Origin of the sequence: Legionella dresdenensis, from assembly GCF_042649825.1 — a bacterium.
Lineage (GTDB): Bacteria > Pseudomonadota > Gammaproteobacteria > Legionellales > Legionellaceae > Legionella_C > Legionella_C dresdenensis.
In genome coordinates this window covers 210924-224986 of the sequence record NZ_JBHSAB010000001.1, presented here as the reverse complement: position 1 = coordinate 224986, position 14063 = coordinate 210924, and the positions used below count along the sequence as shown (strand labels likewise).

Below are 14063 nucleotides of genomic sequence, written 5' to 3'. Positions count from 1 at the left end.
TTATGTATAACTTTATGAAGGGAACAGGTTTTCTGCTGGCAGGCATTAAGATGTTGCCTGCCCGCGGTTTAAAGCGGTTTGTGATACTGCCAATAATCTTTAATTTGCTTTTGTTTATCAGTTTTTTTTATTGCCTTTATTATTTTTTCTACCCTTATTCCGCTGATCTTCTCGAATTGCTTCCGGCCTGGCTGGGGTTTTTACATGTTGTGTTTTTAGCCATTTATTTTGTTAGTTGCTTTTTATTCTTTCTGTCGACATTCACGGTGTTTTGTAATTTGCTGGCGGCGCCATTTAATGGTTTACTGGCTGAAAAGGCACAATACATGCTGTATAAAGAGATTATCCCTGAACTGTCATTTGCAACAATCGTAGTTCGAAGCATCAAGCGGCAGCTGCAATTTATTGGCTACTTTATTCCACGTTTTTTATTGATGTGCCTGTTATTTTTTATACCGGTAGTGCATCCGATTTACCCCTTGTTGTGGTTTTTCTTTAATGCCTGGATTTTGAGCGTGCAATATCAGGATTTCGCCATGGATAATAATCTGGTGAGTTTTGAGGCAATGAAAAATGCCATTTATTTGAATAAGTCGCAGACACTGGGGTTTGGTTCATTGATTAATTTGCTAAGTTTTATTCCGGTTTTGAATATCATTGTTATGCCGGCAGCGGTCATTGGCGGTGTCTTTATGTATCATAGCCAGCGCACACAGGCATTAGCTTAATTTCCCTCTCCCTAACCCTCTCCCGATACGGGAGAGGGAACTTCAGGTGCTCCCTCTCCCTGACCCTCTCCCGATACGGGAGAGGGAACTTCATGTGTTCCCTCTCCCTGACCCTCTCCCGATACGGGAGAGGGAACTTTATGTGTTCCCTCTCCCTGACCCTCTCCCGATACGGGAGAGGGAACTTTATGTGTTCCCTCTCCCTGACCCTCTCCCGATACGGGAGAGGGAACTTTATGTGCTCCCTCTCCCTGACCCTTTCCCGATACGGGAGAGGGAACTTCATGTGCTCCCTCTCCCGTATCGGGAGAGGGGGGGGAGAGGGAAAACCTGTTATATAAAAACTCTAAAAACCCCTCACACAACCACCTGGTTTTGGATCCTCAGCAGACTGCAGTCCGGGTTTTAAAGCAAACAATGTATGCGCTAGTACCTGTGTCATCTTGGTCGAAAGCTCCGTTTTCCTTTCCACAATATCCTTTCGGGTAGAAGTGACCAGATTGAGGCATTCTTGTGTTGCTGGAAAATCGTTTTGCTGTAAATATTTATAGCCTAACGATAATATATTGAGCTCATATCCCTCATCTTTCAGGGCATTGGTAAGATTATTAAAGTGGCGATGCAGATCCTGATTGTCTGGTTGCAGCTCCATAAGAGCGTCGCAATCAAGCAATGAGGCGGGAAGATTGCCGAGAGCGGCATATGCGTACATGCGTAAAAACCTTGTTTTGAAGCATTTAGGCTCAATCGCATTGAGATCGCGGATTGCTTTTTGGAATTCTTGTTGCTGAAAAAATATTTCTGCCCGTAAATATAGCGCCGGTTTGAATTCCGGATTAACTTTAACTACCTTATCCAGTAATGCAAGCACGGTAGTCAGCGGATTGTCCGAGTGATCATTTTTATAAAGCTCACACGCAACCTCCGCTTTAAGAAAATTTGCTTCAATCGAGGCCGGATCAAGAATTAACATCTTATCACAAAAATAGTTAGCAAGATTGTATTGATGGTTCTGGAAATAAAGCCGGGCTTTTAAGAGAAATAAATCGGCTGAATTTTTGTGTTCAGAGATTTGGACGCAATCCTGAATTGCTTCTTTATAGTTACCCATCCCATACAAAGCCTGAGCGCGATAGAAGTAAGCGTCATCCGGTGAATATTCTAATAAGCGGCTTGGCGTTGATAACGATTGCCGTTTACTAACATAGTTAAAATAGGAGCTTGCTGTATCATATTCCTTTAAACTGAGGTAAATACGGCCTAAGAGAAAACAAATATCCACGATATCACGTTGGCACTGTTTTTCCCTGCGCTTGTTGGTTTTTTTCTGTTCTTTGGCTAATGAGCAGTGTAAATCCAGTAATATTTTTAAAGCAGCGTTTAACTGATGGGTTTTAAAGAATAAGTTAGCCTTATAAAAAAGTTTTTGCAATTCTATAGATCCATCGTTATTGGACTTGCTCTGGTTTGTTACCATAAAAAATACCTCTAAATTGACACTGTTCTTTAATTCGGGTTGTGTAAGGAATGCATGAAATATATCCAGATATGCTGATGCAGACTATCTGCCGGGACCTTCATAGTCAGCAAACCTGGTATTATGATTAAAAAATGAATATTGTGCAATAATATTAGATTTAAGATTTATACACGAGGGCTTGAGTTACCTGGGTTTTCCTGCTTTTCCTCCCCAAGTTTACTTTTAGCATCTATTGCAAATTGAGCGCCATGCGATAAAGTTTCCCGGCCAGTAAGAATGTCCTTCAATTTACGGAGCCACTGCATAAATTCGCTATCGCGGCGATGCAGGCCCAGAGGGCTTGAATTATTTTTAAGATGTTCTGACAAGGCCGCGTTCAAAGCAGCTTTCATCTCGGCAGGCGCTTGTTTTGTTTTCACAATTGATTGAAAACCGTAGACGATTTTTATCTTGTCCTGCAAAAGTTTGTTGTCTTCTGGAGATACTGTTTCATTAGCTTTACTTTCCGGATCATCGATATATTTACCGCCATGCAAATGGCGAGAATATTTACACAACACTTGGAAAAAACTCAACAGTTGTTTTGTTTGCAGCAGCAATGCGACGGGGTTTTCTTTTTCAAGTTGCTCAATTGCACAGTCTACTATATCTGCTATTGTATTTTTTTCAGCGCTGCTTTCAGCTGAATTCAAATAACTCAGGCAGAGTTCTTTCAACTCCAGTTTTGTTTTCTGACGGCTTATAAAAAACTCCAACTCCTCATCAGTTTGAGGTGCATCCACGCACTTGAACCAGGGTTCCTGCGGGAACATGAAATTCTCATAGCCGCCAGCGCGGGTGGGAAGCGCGGTTTTACTAAACTGGGTCATGAATTTTAATTGCTCAACTTGCAAATTTAAAGCTCGCATCATCAAGCCGTCTGATGACAGGAAACTTCGATAGATTTTAACCAGATAGTTTTTGTTCTCTTCTGTCTCAACAAATTCAGCGCTATTTATAACTTGTGCAATTTTAGGCGCTGCAAAAACCAGCCGGCAGGCTATATACTCCTTGCAGCGGTCAAAATCAGATTGTTTATGTATAGCAACGCGATTACTGCCAATCACCGCATGATCGCGGCTTGATTGCTCTTCCAGCCCGAGATAGATCTCTGACTCCTTGATATAGTCAGGATTATCGCCGTGCTGGTTATAGGCTATATTCGCGTCATTATAACAGACCAGATCCAGCGTTCCCCCCATCGCATATCCAGGGCGTTTTTTATCCTCAACATTTTCTTTACCGTCTAACTTGTAAGTTGACGGACGCGAAAAGCGGGCGTTGCCAAAAGGCGCCCGGATTAATCCTTCCACCGACGGGATAATTCGGGTGTTTTCCCATGGCTTGATGGGGTGACCATTATTGCCGATTAAATTGCGGGTATTGGCATCAAAGCCACTGGCAACATTATCCGGAATTTGTGCGCACAGCTGATTCCAGTCTTCAGCATCAGTACATTGCTGTTTGTAGAGATTGGCCCAGTCCAGCATCCTGGTAGCAGTATCATAGGATTCAAGGTGTCCATTAGCGAGAGCAAGCACAAATTTTTCTTCACTGTTGCGCGCTTCATTTGGAACGGTTACGGAAATTTTTGTATACAGGCCGCCTTTGTTAAATCCTTGATTCCAGCGGCTGGCATTCCGTCTGATAACCTCTTGTTCAAGGCGTTCGATTTGAATATTATCTTTATGAACAACAAATGTCATTAATCCGGTGCGGCTATGAAACTGGGTCATGAGTTTTGTATGGGTTACCATTTGATTCACTTTGGTAATGGTATAACCGCCAAATCCTAAATTGTCTTTAAGCTGATTAATTGTTTTCTCAAAATCCGCTTCCTGGCAGTGAATAATTGCAATGTCAGTATTCACATCCTTCAGTACTAAACCTTCTTCGTCTACTTCGTTTTTGATCCTGCTGATAATTTTTTTCGCGGTCTCTGGACCAGGACCATCATTACCACAATTTAAGGTGAACACTTTCATGTGTAATGGCATTTTATTTATTCCTTAAGGTCAAGTAACATCATCCAGTGAAACATTTGGTATTATATTCGTACAGTATAATCTTTTTTCGGCTGTTTTGAAAACTTACTTTAATAAATTGTTTGTTGTTGGCATTTCACTTAAAATGGCAACTTTCAATTTGTGCAGACTGCAATGACTGATTTTTACGAAGATTTTTCCAAAAGGCGGACATTCGCCATTATTTCTCATCCCGATGCCGGTAAAACTACCGTAACTGAAAAATTATTGTTATTCGGAGGCGCTATTCAGCTGGCGGGCGCGGTAAAAGGCCGCAAAGCGGCTCGACATGCCACATCGGACTGGATGAAAATGGAAATGGACCGTGGAATTTCGATTACCACCTCTGCCATGCAGTTTATCCATAACGGGTATGTGGTTAATCTGCTCGACACCCCAGGTCACGAAGATTTCTCGGAAGACACGTATCGGACTCTCACCGCAGTAGACTCGGCCCTGATGGTTATTGACGTTGCCAAAGGGGTGGAGGAACGGACTGTCAAGTTGATGGAAGTATGCCGCCTGCGCGATACGCCGATAATGACGTTTATTAACAAGCTGGATCGGGAAGGGCGAGAGCCTATCTCCCTGCTCGATGAGGTGGAAACTGTTTTAGGCATTCAGTGCGCACCGGTAACCTGGCCCATTGGCATGGGTAAACGCTTCAAAGGGATTTATCATTTATATCAGGATACTATTTACCTGTACGAATCGGGTAAGAATGCCCAGAAGCAGGAAGCGATCAAAATTAAAGGGCTGGATAACCCCGAGCTGGATGCGGTATTAGGGGAGCTGGCGCAAGAGTTGCGTGAGGAAATCGAACTGGTCAAGGGCGCTTCTCATGAGTTTAATCTTGATGCCTACCTTGCGGGCAAGATGACGCCAGTTTATTTTGGGTCAGCGATTAATAATTTTGGCATTAAAGAGTTACTGGATGACTTTACCGAATATGCTCCTGCTCCTTTGTCTCGTCCATCTGTCGAGCGGGTAGTGAAGCCGGAGGAGAGTAATTTCAGCGGTTTTGTATTCAAGATACAAGCTAATATGGATCCCAAGCATCGTGACAGAATTGCATTTCTGCGGATTTGTTCCGGTACTTATCGCAAAGGAATGAAGCTAAGTCACTTGCGCCTGGGTAAAGAAGTGCAGATTGCCAATGCTTTGACATTTATGGCAGGCGATCGCGCGCATACTGAGCTGGCAGTAGCAGGCGACATTATAGGCTTGCACAATCACGGTACGATTCGGATTGGCGATACATTCACCCAGGGCGAGCAGTTGAAATTTACCGGTATCCCCAATTTTGCCCCGGAACTGTTCCGTCTGGTGCGGTTAAAAGATCCGCTTAAGAGCAAGGCGCTTTTAAAAGGATTGGTTGAGTTATCTGAAGAAGGGGCGACCCAGCTTTTTCGGCCATTAAACAGCAATCAGCTGATTTTAGGTGCGGTTGGTACTCTGCAGTTTGATGTGGTAGCAGATCGTTTGCATAATGAATACAAGGTTGATTGTATCTATGAAGCGGTGAATATTAGCTGCGCGCGTTGGGTTTATGCCGAAGATGACAAGGCAATGGCAGAATTCAAACTGAAAGCTCATGATTATCTTGCGCTGGATGGCAGTGATACTTTGATGTATCTTGCACCAACAAGGGTAAATCTGACGATGGCAGAAGAACGATATCCAAAAATCCGCTTCTCGGCAACAAGAGAACATTGAGCATAGGTTAAAATACGGTTGGTCTGACATTTACTATTCTAATTTCCTACGTACCGCGGACAAGCCGCGGCATGTAGGCATCGGGAGAAGTCAAGCTCAATTTTTAATGCTTAACTTTTTTAGACGTTTTTGTTTTCCTGGCTGAAGAAGCTTTTGCCACAGTAGACTTTGCTTTTTTCACTGTTTTAGCTGTATTTGAAGCAGCCGCTCTAACGACAGGTTTGCTTGCTCTTTCAGCAGTCTGCATAGTTGACTTCATCATTGATGAAGCTTCCCTTACATTGGATTTAATATCGCTGCCGAAAACCATCATTGAATTTTCCAGTATTTCAAATGATTTTTGCACAAAATCAAGCGCCTTATGGCCATTTTCAATAAGTACGGTCACTTGTTTTTCCAGTAATAGTTCAGGCTTTTTCAATTGGCTGAGTTCGTCTGGTTTAACATAACTTATATTTTGTAATGTTTTCAGCTGCAACTCCGTCATCGCTTGAATAGGCTTTTGAACGTTTCTGGCAAATTCAGTCCATCTTTCAAGAAATTGTTGACTCATGATAACCTCACTGTTATGTTGCATTGCACAATATTCAGTTTAGACAATATTGTGAAAAAATCAAATCCTTGTTACTGAACAGTCACGCTTTTGGCATGATACTGTTTTAAAATATCCAGAACACCAGGGAGTTTCTGCTCTGAATTCACGGTAACCCACATAACGAATCCGCCTTTATTCTCCTGGCTTCTGATTCGTTTTTCACGCTCGCGTTTGACAATGCTGATAAGAAGCAAGCCGGCCAAACCACCAAATATCCCGCCAATTATACCGAAAAGAAGATTATCGCTCGGCGAGTGGAGATCACCTATACCAAAAACACCGATGATTACACCCAGAGTCATGGGGATAGCAAGCGTAAAGCCCAGTACCCAACCAAAGTCATCTTTAAGAAATGGCTCATGTCGCGGCGCTGCCGGGTTTTTCTGTACCAGCTCAGGTTTGATCTCAGTCTCTGTCTGAACGCTAATATCATGTTGCGCAACAGTAGTTTGAGTCAACTGATGAATCGCTTTTTCCATTTCCTCTTCATCGGAAAAAATGGCGCTGATTGTTTTGTTTTCCAGTTTATCCATTTTTGTCTCCAGGCTATTAACAACATATTTGACAATATTATTTCATTTATTATAGTAAATTATAGTGACATTTTCTGTCATTTTAAAGTTGACATTGCATAAATTTGGAGCGCAATATAAGAAAAAAACGGAGGATATATTATGAGCGGCAGAGCAGTAGTAAAAGCTAGTGAAATAACCGGTGTTGAGGTTAGAAATCTTGAACGCGAAAACCTTGGTACAATTAATGATGTTGTAATTGATAAAGCCTTTGGTAAAGTCAGCTATCTGGTGCTTGATTTTGGCGGTATATTGGGATTTGGCAACAAATTTTTTGCTATTCCATGGCACATGTTTACATACGATACGATTGAAGATTGTTTTCTATTAAATATAGATAAGGAACGTTTAAAAAATGCTCCTGGATTTGATAAAGAGCATTGGCCAAATTTCGCGGCTGCAGAAATTGCCTCATCAATTGACAAATATTATGAGTAGGTTGAATTTTTCACCCCAGATCCGTTCGGGCTGAGCCCCCTTGGCTTAGGGGGCTCAGCCCGAACGATGTTGTGAAATGCGGAAATTTAATTCTTTAATCTGACGGCTAAGAGCTTTATAGCTCAACTATTCTTATTATTAACCTTAGAATAAAGGCAATAAGTGTCACAAAAATAAAGTCAATATCGTTGACATTTAACTGTTTGTGTTATAGTTTTAAATTGTGAGCAAGAAATAAAAAAAATAATCAAGGAGAATGCTATGTTTAAGAAAACCTTATTATGTGGTGCTTTGGCATTTACTGTGATTGCTCCTGAAGTGGGTTTGGCGGCGCAAGTAAAACACACTAATTCGACAGCTCAATCAGCTGCAAAAGATACGGCAATAACGGCAAAAGTCAAAGCGTTGTTTGCAAAATCTTCCTTAATTAAGGGCCGAGATATATCCGTTGTTACGGTTAATCGTAAAGTAATTTTATCAGGTACTGTTGATACAGATTTGCAATATGAACGGGCAATTGTTTTGGCTGGTTCAGTTGATGACGTCAGAGATGTAGATGCCGATACCTTGATTGTTAAATCAAGCGAATCGCCTATGGCTGATACTTATATTACTGCAAAGGTTAAAGGCCGATTGCTGAAGGAAAAAATATTTGGCGATAAGGATATTGAATATTGGCCGGTCAGCGTCGAAACCAAAAATGGCATAGTCTATCTTGCCGGCAGCGTTGAAACTGCTAAGCAGCGCAGCAATATTGTTAACCTTGTGAAAGGTGTAAAAGGGGTTAAATCAGTTAAATCCAGTCTAAGTGTTAAAGATTAAGGGGGAGTTATGAGCACAACAGGTAAATTAATCGCTAATTGGGATATTCTCAAAGGAAAAGCGAAACAGCAGTGGTCTAAGCTGACTGATGATGATCTTTTAAATATTAAAGGCCATCGGGATGAATTAATCGGTAAGCTGGAATATTATTATGAATACACTCGTGAAGAAGCCGAGCGTGAAGTGGACAGATTTTTAGGTTAATTTTAATAAGGAAGGTTACCATGAATAATCCAGGCAATGTAAATGAAATAAAATCAAAAGTTGAAAGCGGTCAAGAAAAAGTTAGCGATGTTTCCAGACAGGCGCAACAAAAAGCAGACGATTTATATCACCAGACTAAAGAAAAAGCAGGCGAGCTTTATGAGGAAGGCGTAAAACGAGTTCATGAGGCTCAGGATACTGTAAAAGAAGTTTGCGACAGCCTGATTGAAAACGTGAAGGAAAGACCATTGACATCGATATTGGTAGCTGGTGGTGTAGGTTTTATCCTTGCTTCTTTATTGAGAAGCAAATGAAGTTGATTGACCATCTGGATGGCCTGGTGTCATCCAGGATTAATGCAGTTAAAGGAATTTGGGCATTATTCCGGCTTGAAGCGAAACTGGCCGGATTAACGGTTTTCCCGTTATTGGTTAATCTGGTATGGTTGCTGGTATTGTTGGTGACGGTCTGGTTCAGCGCAATGGCGTTGCTTGCTTACATCAGTTTTTATTATACCGGCGGGCAGACTTTGCTAAGTATCGAACTGGTATTTGGAGTTAACATAGCACTGTTGTTAATAGCAATGCTTTGTTTAAAACGCAAAATACGCAATTTGAGCTTTGAAAAAACACGCACTTGTCTGGCAGATAGTAAAATAAGGATGGAAAACGATGAGCACGATAACAACCTTGGCGGCACAGATCGAAAAGACAGCGAGGGAAGTTCGGTTGAATCAACAGGAATACGAGATACATAAAGAGTATTTCCGGAATATTATTACCAGCAATGATTTGATGTTGGCAGTGTCTCTCCTGTCAACATTCTGGGCTGGCTGGGCTAGCGGCAGCCAGAAAGATGGCGGCATGTGGTTAAAGCGTTTCGCACGGTTTAGCCTGATAACTTTGGCAAGTAATATTCGAAGGAGTTTTTAAGTAGTAATTAATCAGTCTATACTAGATAACAGGTATACAATTATGCACCTGATAAGGACGAACAATGGCTGAGTACGTTTATAAAGGTTTTAAAATCATATATAACGTGGAACCGGTAAAAAATACCAGTAACCTGTACAGGGCCGACGGCTATGCCGTATGTTTAATGGATGAAAGCCGCGATGCATTACCCCGCAAATTTCATACTGAATACAGCACACTGGCCGGTGTTCAGGAAGAAATTAAAAAACTCTTGCAAGACTATATCGATTTTGAATGGCGTGAATACAATAAAATGCAAGAATTGTAGGTTATTCAAACATTCAATCCTGTCTGTAACTCCCCCCGTCATCCCGAGTGCAGCGAGGGATCTCCAAAAAACGGCACGTACAAGGGAGATCCCTCGCTGCACTCGGGATGACGTGGGGAGTTACTCCTGCCTATGATTTACTTAAATTTAGCATTCAATTTACATCTTGCCTTTTGTTTGTTATTTTGGGCGCAATAATTCCCGATAGGATAAATAGAATGCCAGTACATGTAATAAAATACAACAATACGACTATTAATATCCATATTCGTAATAGAAATAATCCCCGTGTATCTGCAGTTGAGTTAACAGGCAATATGACTGAGGCTAATAAGGTTCGTGATTTAATTCTGGAACTGGCGCAAGAAGCCATTAATCTGGATAACTGCTCTCTCAAAACGGAAAATGATAATAAGGGTGTTATTAAGATAGAGCCCAAAAGGTGTACTTTATTTGAAGAAAGATTTTTGCATGATGTCATGAATAGCTTTATGGTTTCTTATCCGCAACAGATAACTTACCCTCAGAATCGGGTTGAATTTGATAATTATTGGAAAAAAACAGCGGCGACAACCAGCTGTAATTATGGTCTGTATGCGCAATATAGATCTGCTTTGCAGGATATGAAGTCGATGCAAAAGCAACAGGAACCGATTTTCCCGGAGGACGTATTTGAAATATGTCCCTGATCCTCTTCCTGGCATTTCCAAGGTTATTAGGTATATGCTACACTGCTGCGACATTTGATTGAAGTTCTGTTGAACCATGGATTTTTGCAAATTAGGTTTAGCTGTTATTGAAACAGAAGCCCAGGCAGTGTTTGAGCTGACCCAACGCATTGACGAGCGCTTTGAACAAGCCTGCCGGTTGTTATTGGAATGCAAGGGGCGGGTCGTAGTGACCGGTATGGGAAAGTCAGGCCATATTGCCAATAAAATTGCTGCAACCCTTTCCAGTACAGGCACGCCGGCATTCTTCATGCATCCTGGCGAGGCCAGCCATGGTGATCTGGGCATGATTACCCCTCTGGATACTGTAATCGCCATATCCAATTCAGGGTATACCAATGAAATTGTCACCTTGTTGCCGTTATTGAAGCGCCTTGAAGTGCCATTGATCGCCTTGACCGGAAACCCGGAGTCAATACTGGCTAAAACAGCAGATATTAATCTTGATATCAGTATCAGGCAAGAAGCTTGTCCGCTTGGCCTGGCGCCGACTACCAGTACTACAGTGTCTCTGGTCATGGGCGATGCGTTGGCTATTGCCTTGTTACAGGCCCGCGGTTTCAGCGAGCAGGATTTTGCTCTCTCGCATCCCGGCGGCTCGCTGGGGCGACGTCTGTTGTTGAAAATTGACGAGCTCTGGCATTCAGGCGAGCAACTCCCCGTTGTGGATGAGAACGCGACGATCAGCGAAGCGTTGATCGAAGTTACCGCCAAAAAGCTGGGAATGACCTGTGTGGTGAATTCGCATGGCATTTTAACAGGCGTCTATACTGACGGCGATGTGCGCCGGACCTTAACCCAAAATCTTGATATTAATACAACGCCTTTGACGAAAGTGATGACCCATAATTGCAAAACACTGACTCCCGGCATGCTTGCCGCTGAGGCGCTTGCCCAGATGCAGAAATTCAGCATCACGTCGCTGGTTGTTATTAATGACAAAAAATGCCCGGTTGCAGTTATCCATTTGCATGACTTGCTTCGCGCCGGTGTTTTTTAACTTATGTGAGAAAAGATGAATAACCTGATTGAAAAAGCAAAAAAAATTAAGTGTCTGGTCTGTGATGTCGATGGTGTTCTCACTGATGGCCTGCTTTACATGGATAATACAGGTAATGAGCTAAAGGCATTCAATGTGCAGGATGGCATGGGATTAAAAATGCTTATGGCCGCCGATATCCGTGTGGCTGTTATTACTACCGCCAGAAACGCAGTCATTGATCATCGCATGCAGCAATTAGGGATAGACTTATATTTTAAAGGCCAGGTTGACAAGCGTCAGGCATTTGCCGAACTGAAAGAAAAGTTAGGGTTTGAGCTGGATGAAATTGCCTATGTTGGCGATGATTTGCCGGACTTGCCGCTGATTAAGCAGGTTGGTCTTGGTATCGCTGTTTCAAATGCGGTTAGCCAGGTCAAGGAATTTGCCGACTGGATTACGGCAGGGCATGGCGGGCGAGGCGCTGTACGGGAAATTTGTGAGTTAATTCTTGCTGCCCAGGGGAAATATGAGCAGGCGCTTGAAAAGTATTTCCAATCATGAATGCAGTAAGGCAAGCAATATGGCTTTTTTGTGCATTAATTGCCCTGGCCTGCTCGGGCTGGTATTTTGCCAGTGCGCCTGCTGCTATCAGGCTTGACGATCAGACGCTTGCCACGACTGCAGATACCATTGTTACCGGCCTGACTGTAAGGCAGTTTGATGAGCAGGGGCAAATTGCCAATTCACTGGTTAGCCCGCGAATGGAACATATACCGGAAAATAATACTCACTTACTGATAAGACCGTATATTATTGTAACCCAGACCGCTGACCAGCCACCCTGGGAAATCCGGGCCAGAACAGCAAAATCGATTCAGGGCGGCGGCAAGGTGACCTTTATTGATGAGGTTTATATTCATCAGGCTAAAGGCGAGCGCACGGCTGAAAGCACGTTTAAAACAGATGTACTTGATTATTTCCCCAAAAAAAAATTGGCAATGACATCATCCGCCGTAGTTTTTGAGCAGCCTGGCAGCGTAGTCCAGGCGAATGGCATGAATGCCTGGCTTGCGGAAAAACGGGTTGAATTATTAGGAAAAGCAAGGGCAGTTTATGATCCTGAACACGCGTAGATTACTGGCGATAGCTATTCTGCAGATTGTATTCGGCAATCTTGCCCATGCCTTACCGGAAGATCGCCAGCAAATAGCCCAATTGTCAGCAGATAACGCTGATTTAAACCAGCAGCTGCATCAAGGCGAATATACCGGTAACGTGCAATTTGATCAGGGAACTACTCACTTACGCGCCGAAAAGGCGATAACAAAAGGAAATGAGCAGAACAAACTGACTTACGCAGTAGCCTATGGCAATAAAGAGAATCCGGCGCATTTCTGGACTAAAACAGCAGCCGACAAACCGGAATTGCATGCTTATGCTCAGGAAATAAAGTATTATCCGGAAAAAAATCTGGTTGAACTGGTTGGCGATGCCCGGGTGATCCAGGGCGAGAACTCGTTCAGCGCACCTAAAATTTCCTACAATACCCTTAAGCAACATATCGTTTCAGAAAGCAGCGCAACTGCCCGTACTGTAATTATTTTTCACCCTGAGAAAAAAATATGACCCAATTGGCAGCACACCACCTGAAAAAATCATTTAAAAACCGAACTGTAGTCAGTGATGTTTCCGTTGCGATTAATCGGGGAGAATGCGTGGGCTTGCTGGGTCCTAACGGCGCTGGTAAAACAACCTGTTTTTATATGATAGTCGGCCTGCAATCCTGTGATTATGGTCAGATAATGCTGGACAATGTAGATATTACCTCGGCCGCCATGCATAAGCGGGCACGGATGGGGATAGGCTATCTGCCGCAGGAGGCATCGATTTTTCGTAAAATGTCTGTGGAAGACAATATTTTTTCTATTCTGCAATTACGGCCTGAGCTTGATAATCAACAACGTAAACAGAAGCTTGAGCAGTTAATGGAAGAGTTTCATATTGGTCATTTACGCAAAAATACTGGTATGAGTCTGTCCGGCGGTGAGCGCCGACGTGTTGAAATTGCCCGGGCGCTTGCGATTGAACCTATATTTATTTTGCTAGACGAACCTTTCGCCGGGGTTGATCCCATTTCGGTACTCGATATCAAACGCATTATTTCACATTTATGCGATAAAAATATCGGCGTGCTGATTACGGATCACAATGTCCGGGAAACGTTGGATATTTGCAGCCGGGCTTATATCGTCAGTCAGGGACGGATTTTATGCGAAGGCAGCCCGGACGCGGTGTTGGCTAATCAGCAAGTCAGAGCGGTATATCTCGGAGAGGAATTCGAGCTTTAAAATATTTATTATGGCCGTCAAGCTACGGGCTATAAAAGCCATACCCGTTCGGCCTGAGGAAAATGCGGAGCATTTGTCTCGAAGGCTTGGCACTGTACCACGGGCTTCGAGACAGCGCTAAAGCGCTTCCTCAGCCCGAACGATG

19 protein-coding genes are annotated in these 14063 nt (G+C 42.9%); 14 read left to right on the top strand and 5 right to left on the bottom strand.

What is annotated here, in order from left to right; genetic code table 11:
- Nucleotides 1-2: 2 nt before the first annotated feature.
- Nucleotides 3-728 (top strand): sulfate transporter CysZ, encoded by a 726-nt coding sequence (gene cysZ / locus ACFORL_RS01090; protein ID WP_382340249.1) that lies wholly within the window; start codon nt 3-5, stop codon nt 726-728.
- Here cysZ and ACFORL_RS01085 read toward each other — a convergent pair.
- From ACFORL_RS01085 to ACFORL_RS01075, 3 genes are all read right to left on the bottom strand, one after another.
- Nucleotides 691-1014: a hypothetical protein gene (locus ACFORL_RS01085; protein WP_382340248.1), complete on the bottom strand. Its 324-nt coding sequence runs from the start codon at nt 1012-1014 to the stop codon at nt 691-693. The genes cysZ and ACFORL_RS01085 overlap by 38 nt on opposite strands.
- Before the next feature lie 60 nt (nt 1015-1074).
- The gene (locus ACFORL_RS01080) at nt 1075-2205 is read right to left on the bottom strand and encodes a tetratricopeptide repeat protein (protein WP_382340246.1); all 1131 of its coding nucleotides are present in this window, start codon (nt 2203-2205) and stop codon (nt 1075-1077) included.
- A 167-nt stretch (nt 2206-2372) separates the two neighbouring features.
- Nucleotides 2373-4244, bottom strand: coding sequence for a hypothetical protein (locus ACFORL_RS01075; protein WP_382340244.1), 1872 nt, complete (start codon nt 4242-4244; stop codon nt 2373-2375).
- A 162-nt stretch (nt 4245-4406) separates the two neighbouring features.
- On the opposite strand from ACFORL_RS01075, the gene ACFORL_RS01070 reads away from it, so the two are divergent.
- Entirely contained in the window at nt 4407-5987 is a 1581-nt protein-coding gene (locus ACFORL_RS01070; protein ID WP_382340242.1) for a peptide chain release factor 3, read from the top strand.
- Nucleotides 5988-6090: 103 nt separating this feature from the next.
- On the opposite strand, the gene ACFORL_RS01065 is transcribed toward ACFORL_RS01070, so the two are convergent.
- Nucleotides 6091-6540: a hypothetical protein gene (locus tag ACFORL_RS01065; RefSeq protein WP_382340240.1), complete on the bottom strand. Its 450-nt coding sequence runs from the start codon at nt 6538-6540 to the stop codon at nt 6091-6093.
- 71 nt (nt 6541-6611) lie between these two features.
- Nucleotides 6612-7115: a hypothetical protein gene (locus ACFORL_RS01060; protein ID WP_382340238.1), complete on the bottom strand. Its 504-nt coding sequence runs from the start codon at nt 7113-7115 to the stop codon at nt 6612-6614.
- Nucleotides 7116-7256: 141 nt separating this feature from the next.
- Between ACFORL_RS01060 and ACFORL_RS01055 the strand changes: the two genes are divergently transcribed.
- From ACFORL_RS01055 to lptB, 12 genes are all read left to right on the top strand, one after another.
- The gene (locus ACFORL_RS01055; protein ID WP_382340235.1) at nt 7257-7592 is read left to right on the top strand and encodes a PRC-barrel domain-containing protein; all 336 of its coding nucleotides are present in this window, start codon (nt 7257-7259) and stop codon (nt 7590-7592) included.
- A 261-nt stretch (nt 7593-7853) separates the two neighbouring features.
- A complete protein-coding gene (locus tag ACFORL_RS01050) occupies nt 7854-8414 on the top strand; it encodes a BON domain-containing protein (RefSeq protein WP_382340233.1) in 561 nt (186 codons plus the stop codon).
- Nucleotides 8415-8423: 9 nt separating this feature from the next.
- Nucleotides 8424-8618 (top strand): CsbD family protein, encoded by a 195-nt coding sequence (locus ACFORL_RS01045; protein WP_382340231.1) that lies wholly within the window; start codon nt 8424-8426, stop codon nt 8616-8618.
- 20 nt (nt 8619-8638) lie between these two features.
- Nucleotides 8639-8932, top strand: coding sequence for a DUF883 family protein (locus ACFORL_RS01040; protein WP_382340229.1), 294 nt, complete (start codon nt 8639-8641; stop codon nt 8930-8932).
- Nucleotides 8929-9375, top strand: coding sequence for a hypothetical protein (locus tag ACFORL_RS01035; RefSeq protein WP_382340227.1), 447 nt, complete (start codon nt 8929-8931; stop codon nt 9373-9375). Before ACFORL_RS01040 ends, ACFORL_RS01035 begins: the two co-directional genes overlap by 4 nt.
- 239 nt (nt 9376-9614) lie before the next feature.
- Nucleotides 9615-9860: a hypothetical protein gene (locus ACFORL_RS01030; RefSeq protein WP_382340225.1), complete on the top strand. Its 246-nt coding sequence runs from the start codon at nt 9615-9617 to the stop codon at nt 9858-9860.
- 218 nt (nt 9861-10078) lie between these two features.
- Nucleotides 10079-10549, top strand: a complete 471-nt coding sequence (locus tag ACFORL_RS01025; protein ID WP_382340224.1) for a hypothetical protein — start codon at nt 10079-10081, stop codon at nt 10547-10549.
- A gap of 76 nt (nt 10550-10625) precedes the next feature.
- A complete protein-coding gene (locus tag ACFORL_RS01020) occupies nt 10626-11588 on the top strand; it encodes a KpsF/GutQ family sugar-phosphate isomerase (RefSeq protein ID WP_382340222.1) in 963 nt (320 codons plus the stop codon).
- A gap of 15 nt (nt 11589-11603) precedes the next feature.
- Complete coding sequence (locus ACFORL_RS01015) at nt 11604-12131, top strand: KdsC family phosphatase (protein WP_382340220.1); 528 nt, start codon at nt 11604-11606, stop codon at nt 12129-12131.
- On the top strand, nt 12128-12703 hold the full coding sequence (gene lptC, locus ACFORL_RS01010) for an LPS export ABC transporter periplasmic protein LptC (RefSeq protein ID WP_382340218.1): 576 nt from the start codon (nt 12128-12130) through the stop codon (nt 12701-12703). Before ACFORL_RS01015 ends, lptC begins: the two co-directional genes overlap by 4 nt.
- A complete protein-coding gene (lptA, locus tag ACFORL_RS01005; RefSeq protein WP_382340216.1) occupies nt 12684-13196 on the top strand; it encodes a lipopolysaccharide transport periplasmic protein LptA in 513 nt (170 codons plus the stop codon). The genes lptC and lptA overlap by 20 nt, the downstream gene beginning before the upstream one ends.
- Nucleotides 13193-13918: an LPS export ABC transporter ATP-binding protein gene (gene lptB / locus ACFORL_RS01000; RefSeq protein WP_382340214.1), complete on the top strand. Its 726-nt coding sequence runs from the start codon at nt 13193-13195 to the stop codon at nt 13916-13918. The genes lptA and lptB overlap by 4 nt, the downstream gene beginning before the upstream one ends.
- The last annotated feature ends 145 nt before the right edge of the window (nt 13919-14063 follow it).

Excerpts from the sequence above, each read along its gene's own strand:
- cysZ (WP_382340249.1), top strand. The coding sequence starts at position 3 with ATGTATAACTTTATGAAGGGAACAGGTTTTCTGCTGGCAGGCATTAAG.
- ACFORL_RS01085 (WP_382340248.1), bottom strand. The coding sequence starts at position 1,014 with ATGAAGTTCCCTCTCCCGTATCGGGAAAGGGTCAGGGAGAGGGAGCAC.
- ACFORL_RS01080 (WP_382340246.1), bottom strand. The coding sequence starts at position 2,205 with ATGGTAACAAACCAGAGCAAGTCCAATAACGATGGATCTATAGAATTG.
- ACFORL_RS01075 (WP_382340244.1), bottom strand. The coding sequence starts at position 4,244 with ATGCCATTACACATGAAAGTGTTCACCTTAAATTGTGGTAATGATGGT.
- ACFORL_RS01070 (WP_382340242.1), top strand. The coding sequence starts at position 4,407 with ATGACTGATTTTTACGAAGATTTTTCCAAAAGGCGGACATTCGCCATT.
- ACFORL_RS01065 (WP_382340240.1), bottom strand. The coding sequence starts at position 6,540 with ATGAGTCAACAATTTCTTGAAAGATGGACTGAATTTGCCAGAAACGTT.
- ACFORL_RS01060 (WP_382340238.1), bottom strand. The coding sequence starts at position 7,115 with ATGGATAAACTGGAAAACAAAACAATCAGCGCCATTTTTTCCGATGAA.
- ACFORL_RS01055 (WP_382340235.1), top strand. The coding sequence starts at position 7,257 with ATGAGCGGCAGAGCAGTAGTAAAAGCTAGTGAAATAACCGGTGTTGAG.
- ACFORL_RS01050 (WP_382340233.1), top strand. The coding sequence starts at position 7,854 with ATGTTTAAGAAAACCTTATTATGTGGTGCTTTGGCATTTACTGTGATT.
- ACFORL_RS01045 (WP_382340231.1), top strand. The coding sequence starts at position 8,424 with ATGAGCACAACAGGTAAATTAATCGCTAATTGGGATATTCTCAAAGGA.
- ACFORL_RS01040 (WP_382340229.1), top strand. The coding sequence starts at position 8,639 with ATGAATAATCCAGGCAATGTAAATGAAATAAAATCAAAAGTTGAAAGC.
- ACFORL_RS01035 (WP_382340227.1), top strand. The coding sequence starts at position 8,929 with ATGAAGTTGATTGACCATCTGGATGGCCTGGTGTCATCCAGGATTAAT.
- ACFORL_RS01030 (WP_382340225.1), top strand. The coding sequence starts at position 9,615 with ATGGCTGAGTACGTTTATAAAGGTTTTAAAATCATATATAACGTGGAA.
- ACFORL_RS01025 (WP_382340224.1), top strand. The coding sequence starts at position 10,079 with ATGCCAGTACATGTAATAAAATACAACAATACGACTATTAATATCCAT.
- ACFORL_RS01020 (WP_382340222.1), top strand. The coding sequence starts at position 10,626 with ATGGATTTTTGCAAATTAGGTTTAGCTGTTATTGAAACAGAAGCCCAG.
- ACFORL_RS01015 (WP_382340220.1), top strand. The coding sequence starts at position 11,604 with ATGAATAACCTGATTGAAAAAGCAAAAAAAATTAAGTGTCTGGTCTGT.
- lptC (WP_382340218.1), top strand. The coding sequence starts at position 12,128 with ATGAATGCAGTAAGGCAAGCAATATGGCTTTTTTGTGCATTAATTGCC.
- lptA (WP_382340216.1), top strand. The coding sequence starts at position 12,684 with ATGATCCTGAACACGCGTAGATTACTGGCGATAGCTATTCTGCAGATT.
- lptB (WP_382340214.1), top strand. The coding sequence starts at position 13,193 with ATGACCCAATTGGCAGCACACCACCTGAAAAAATCATTTAAAAACCGA.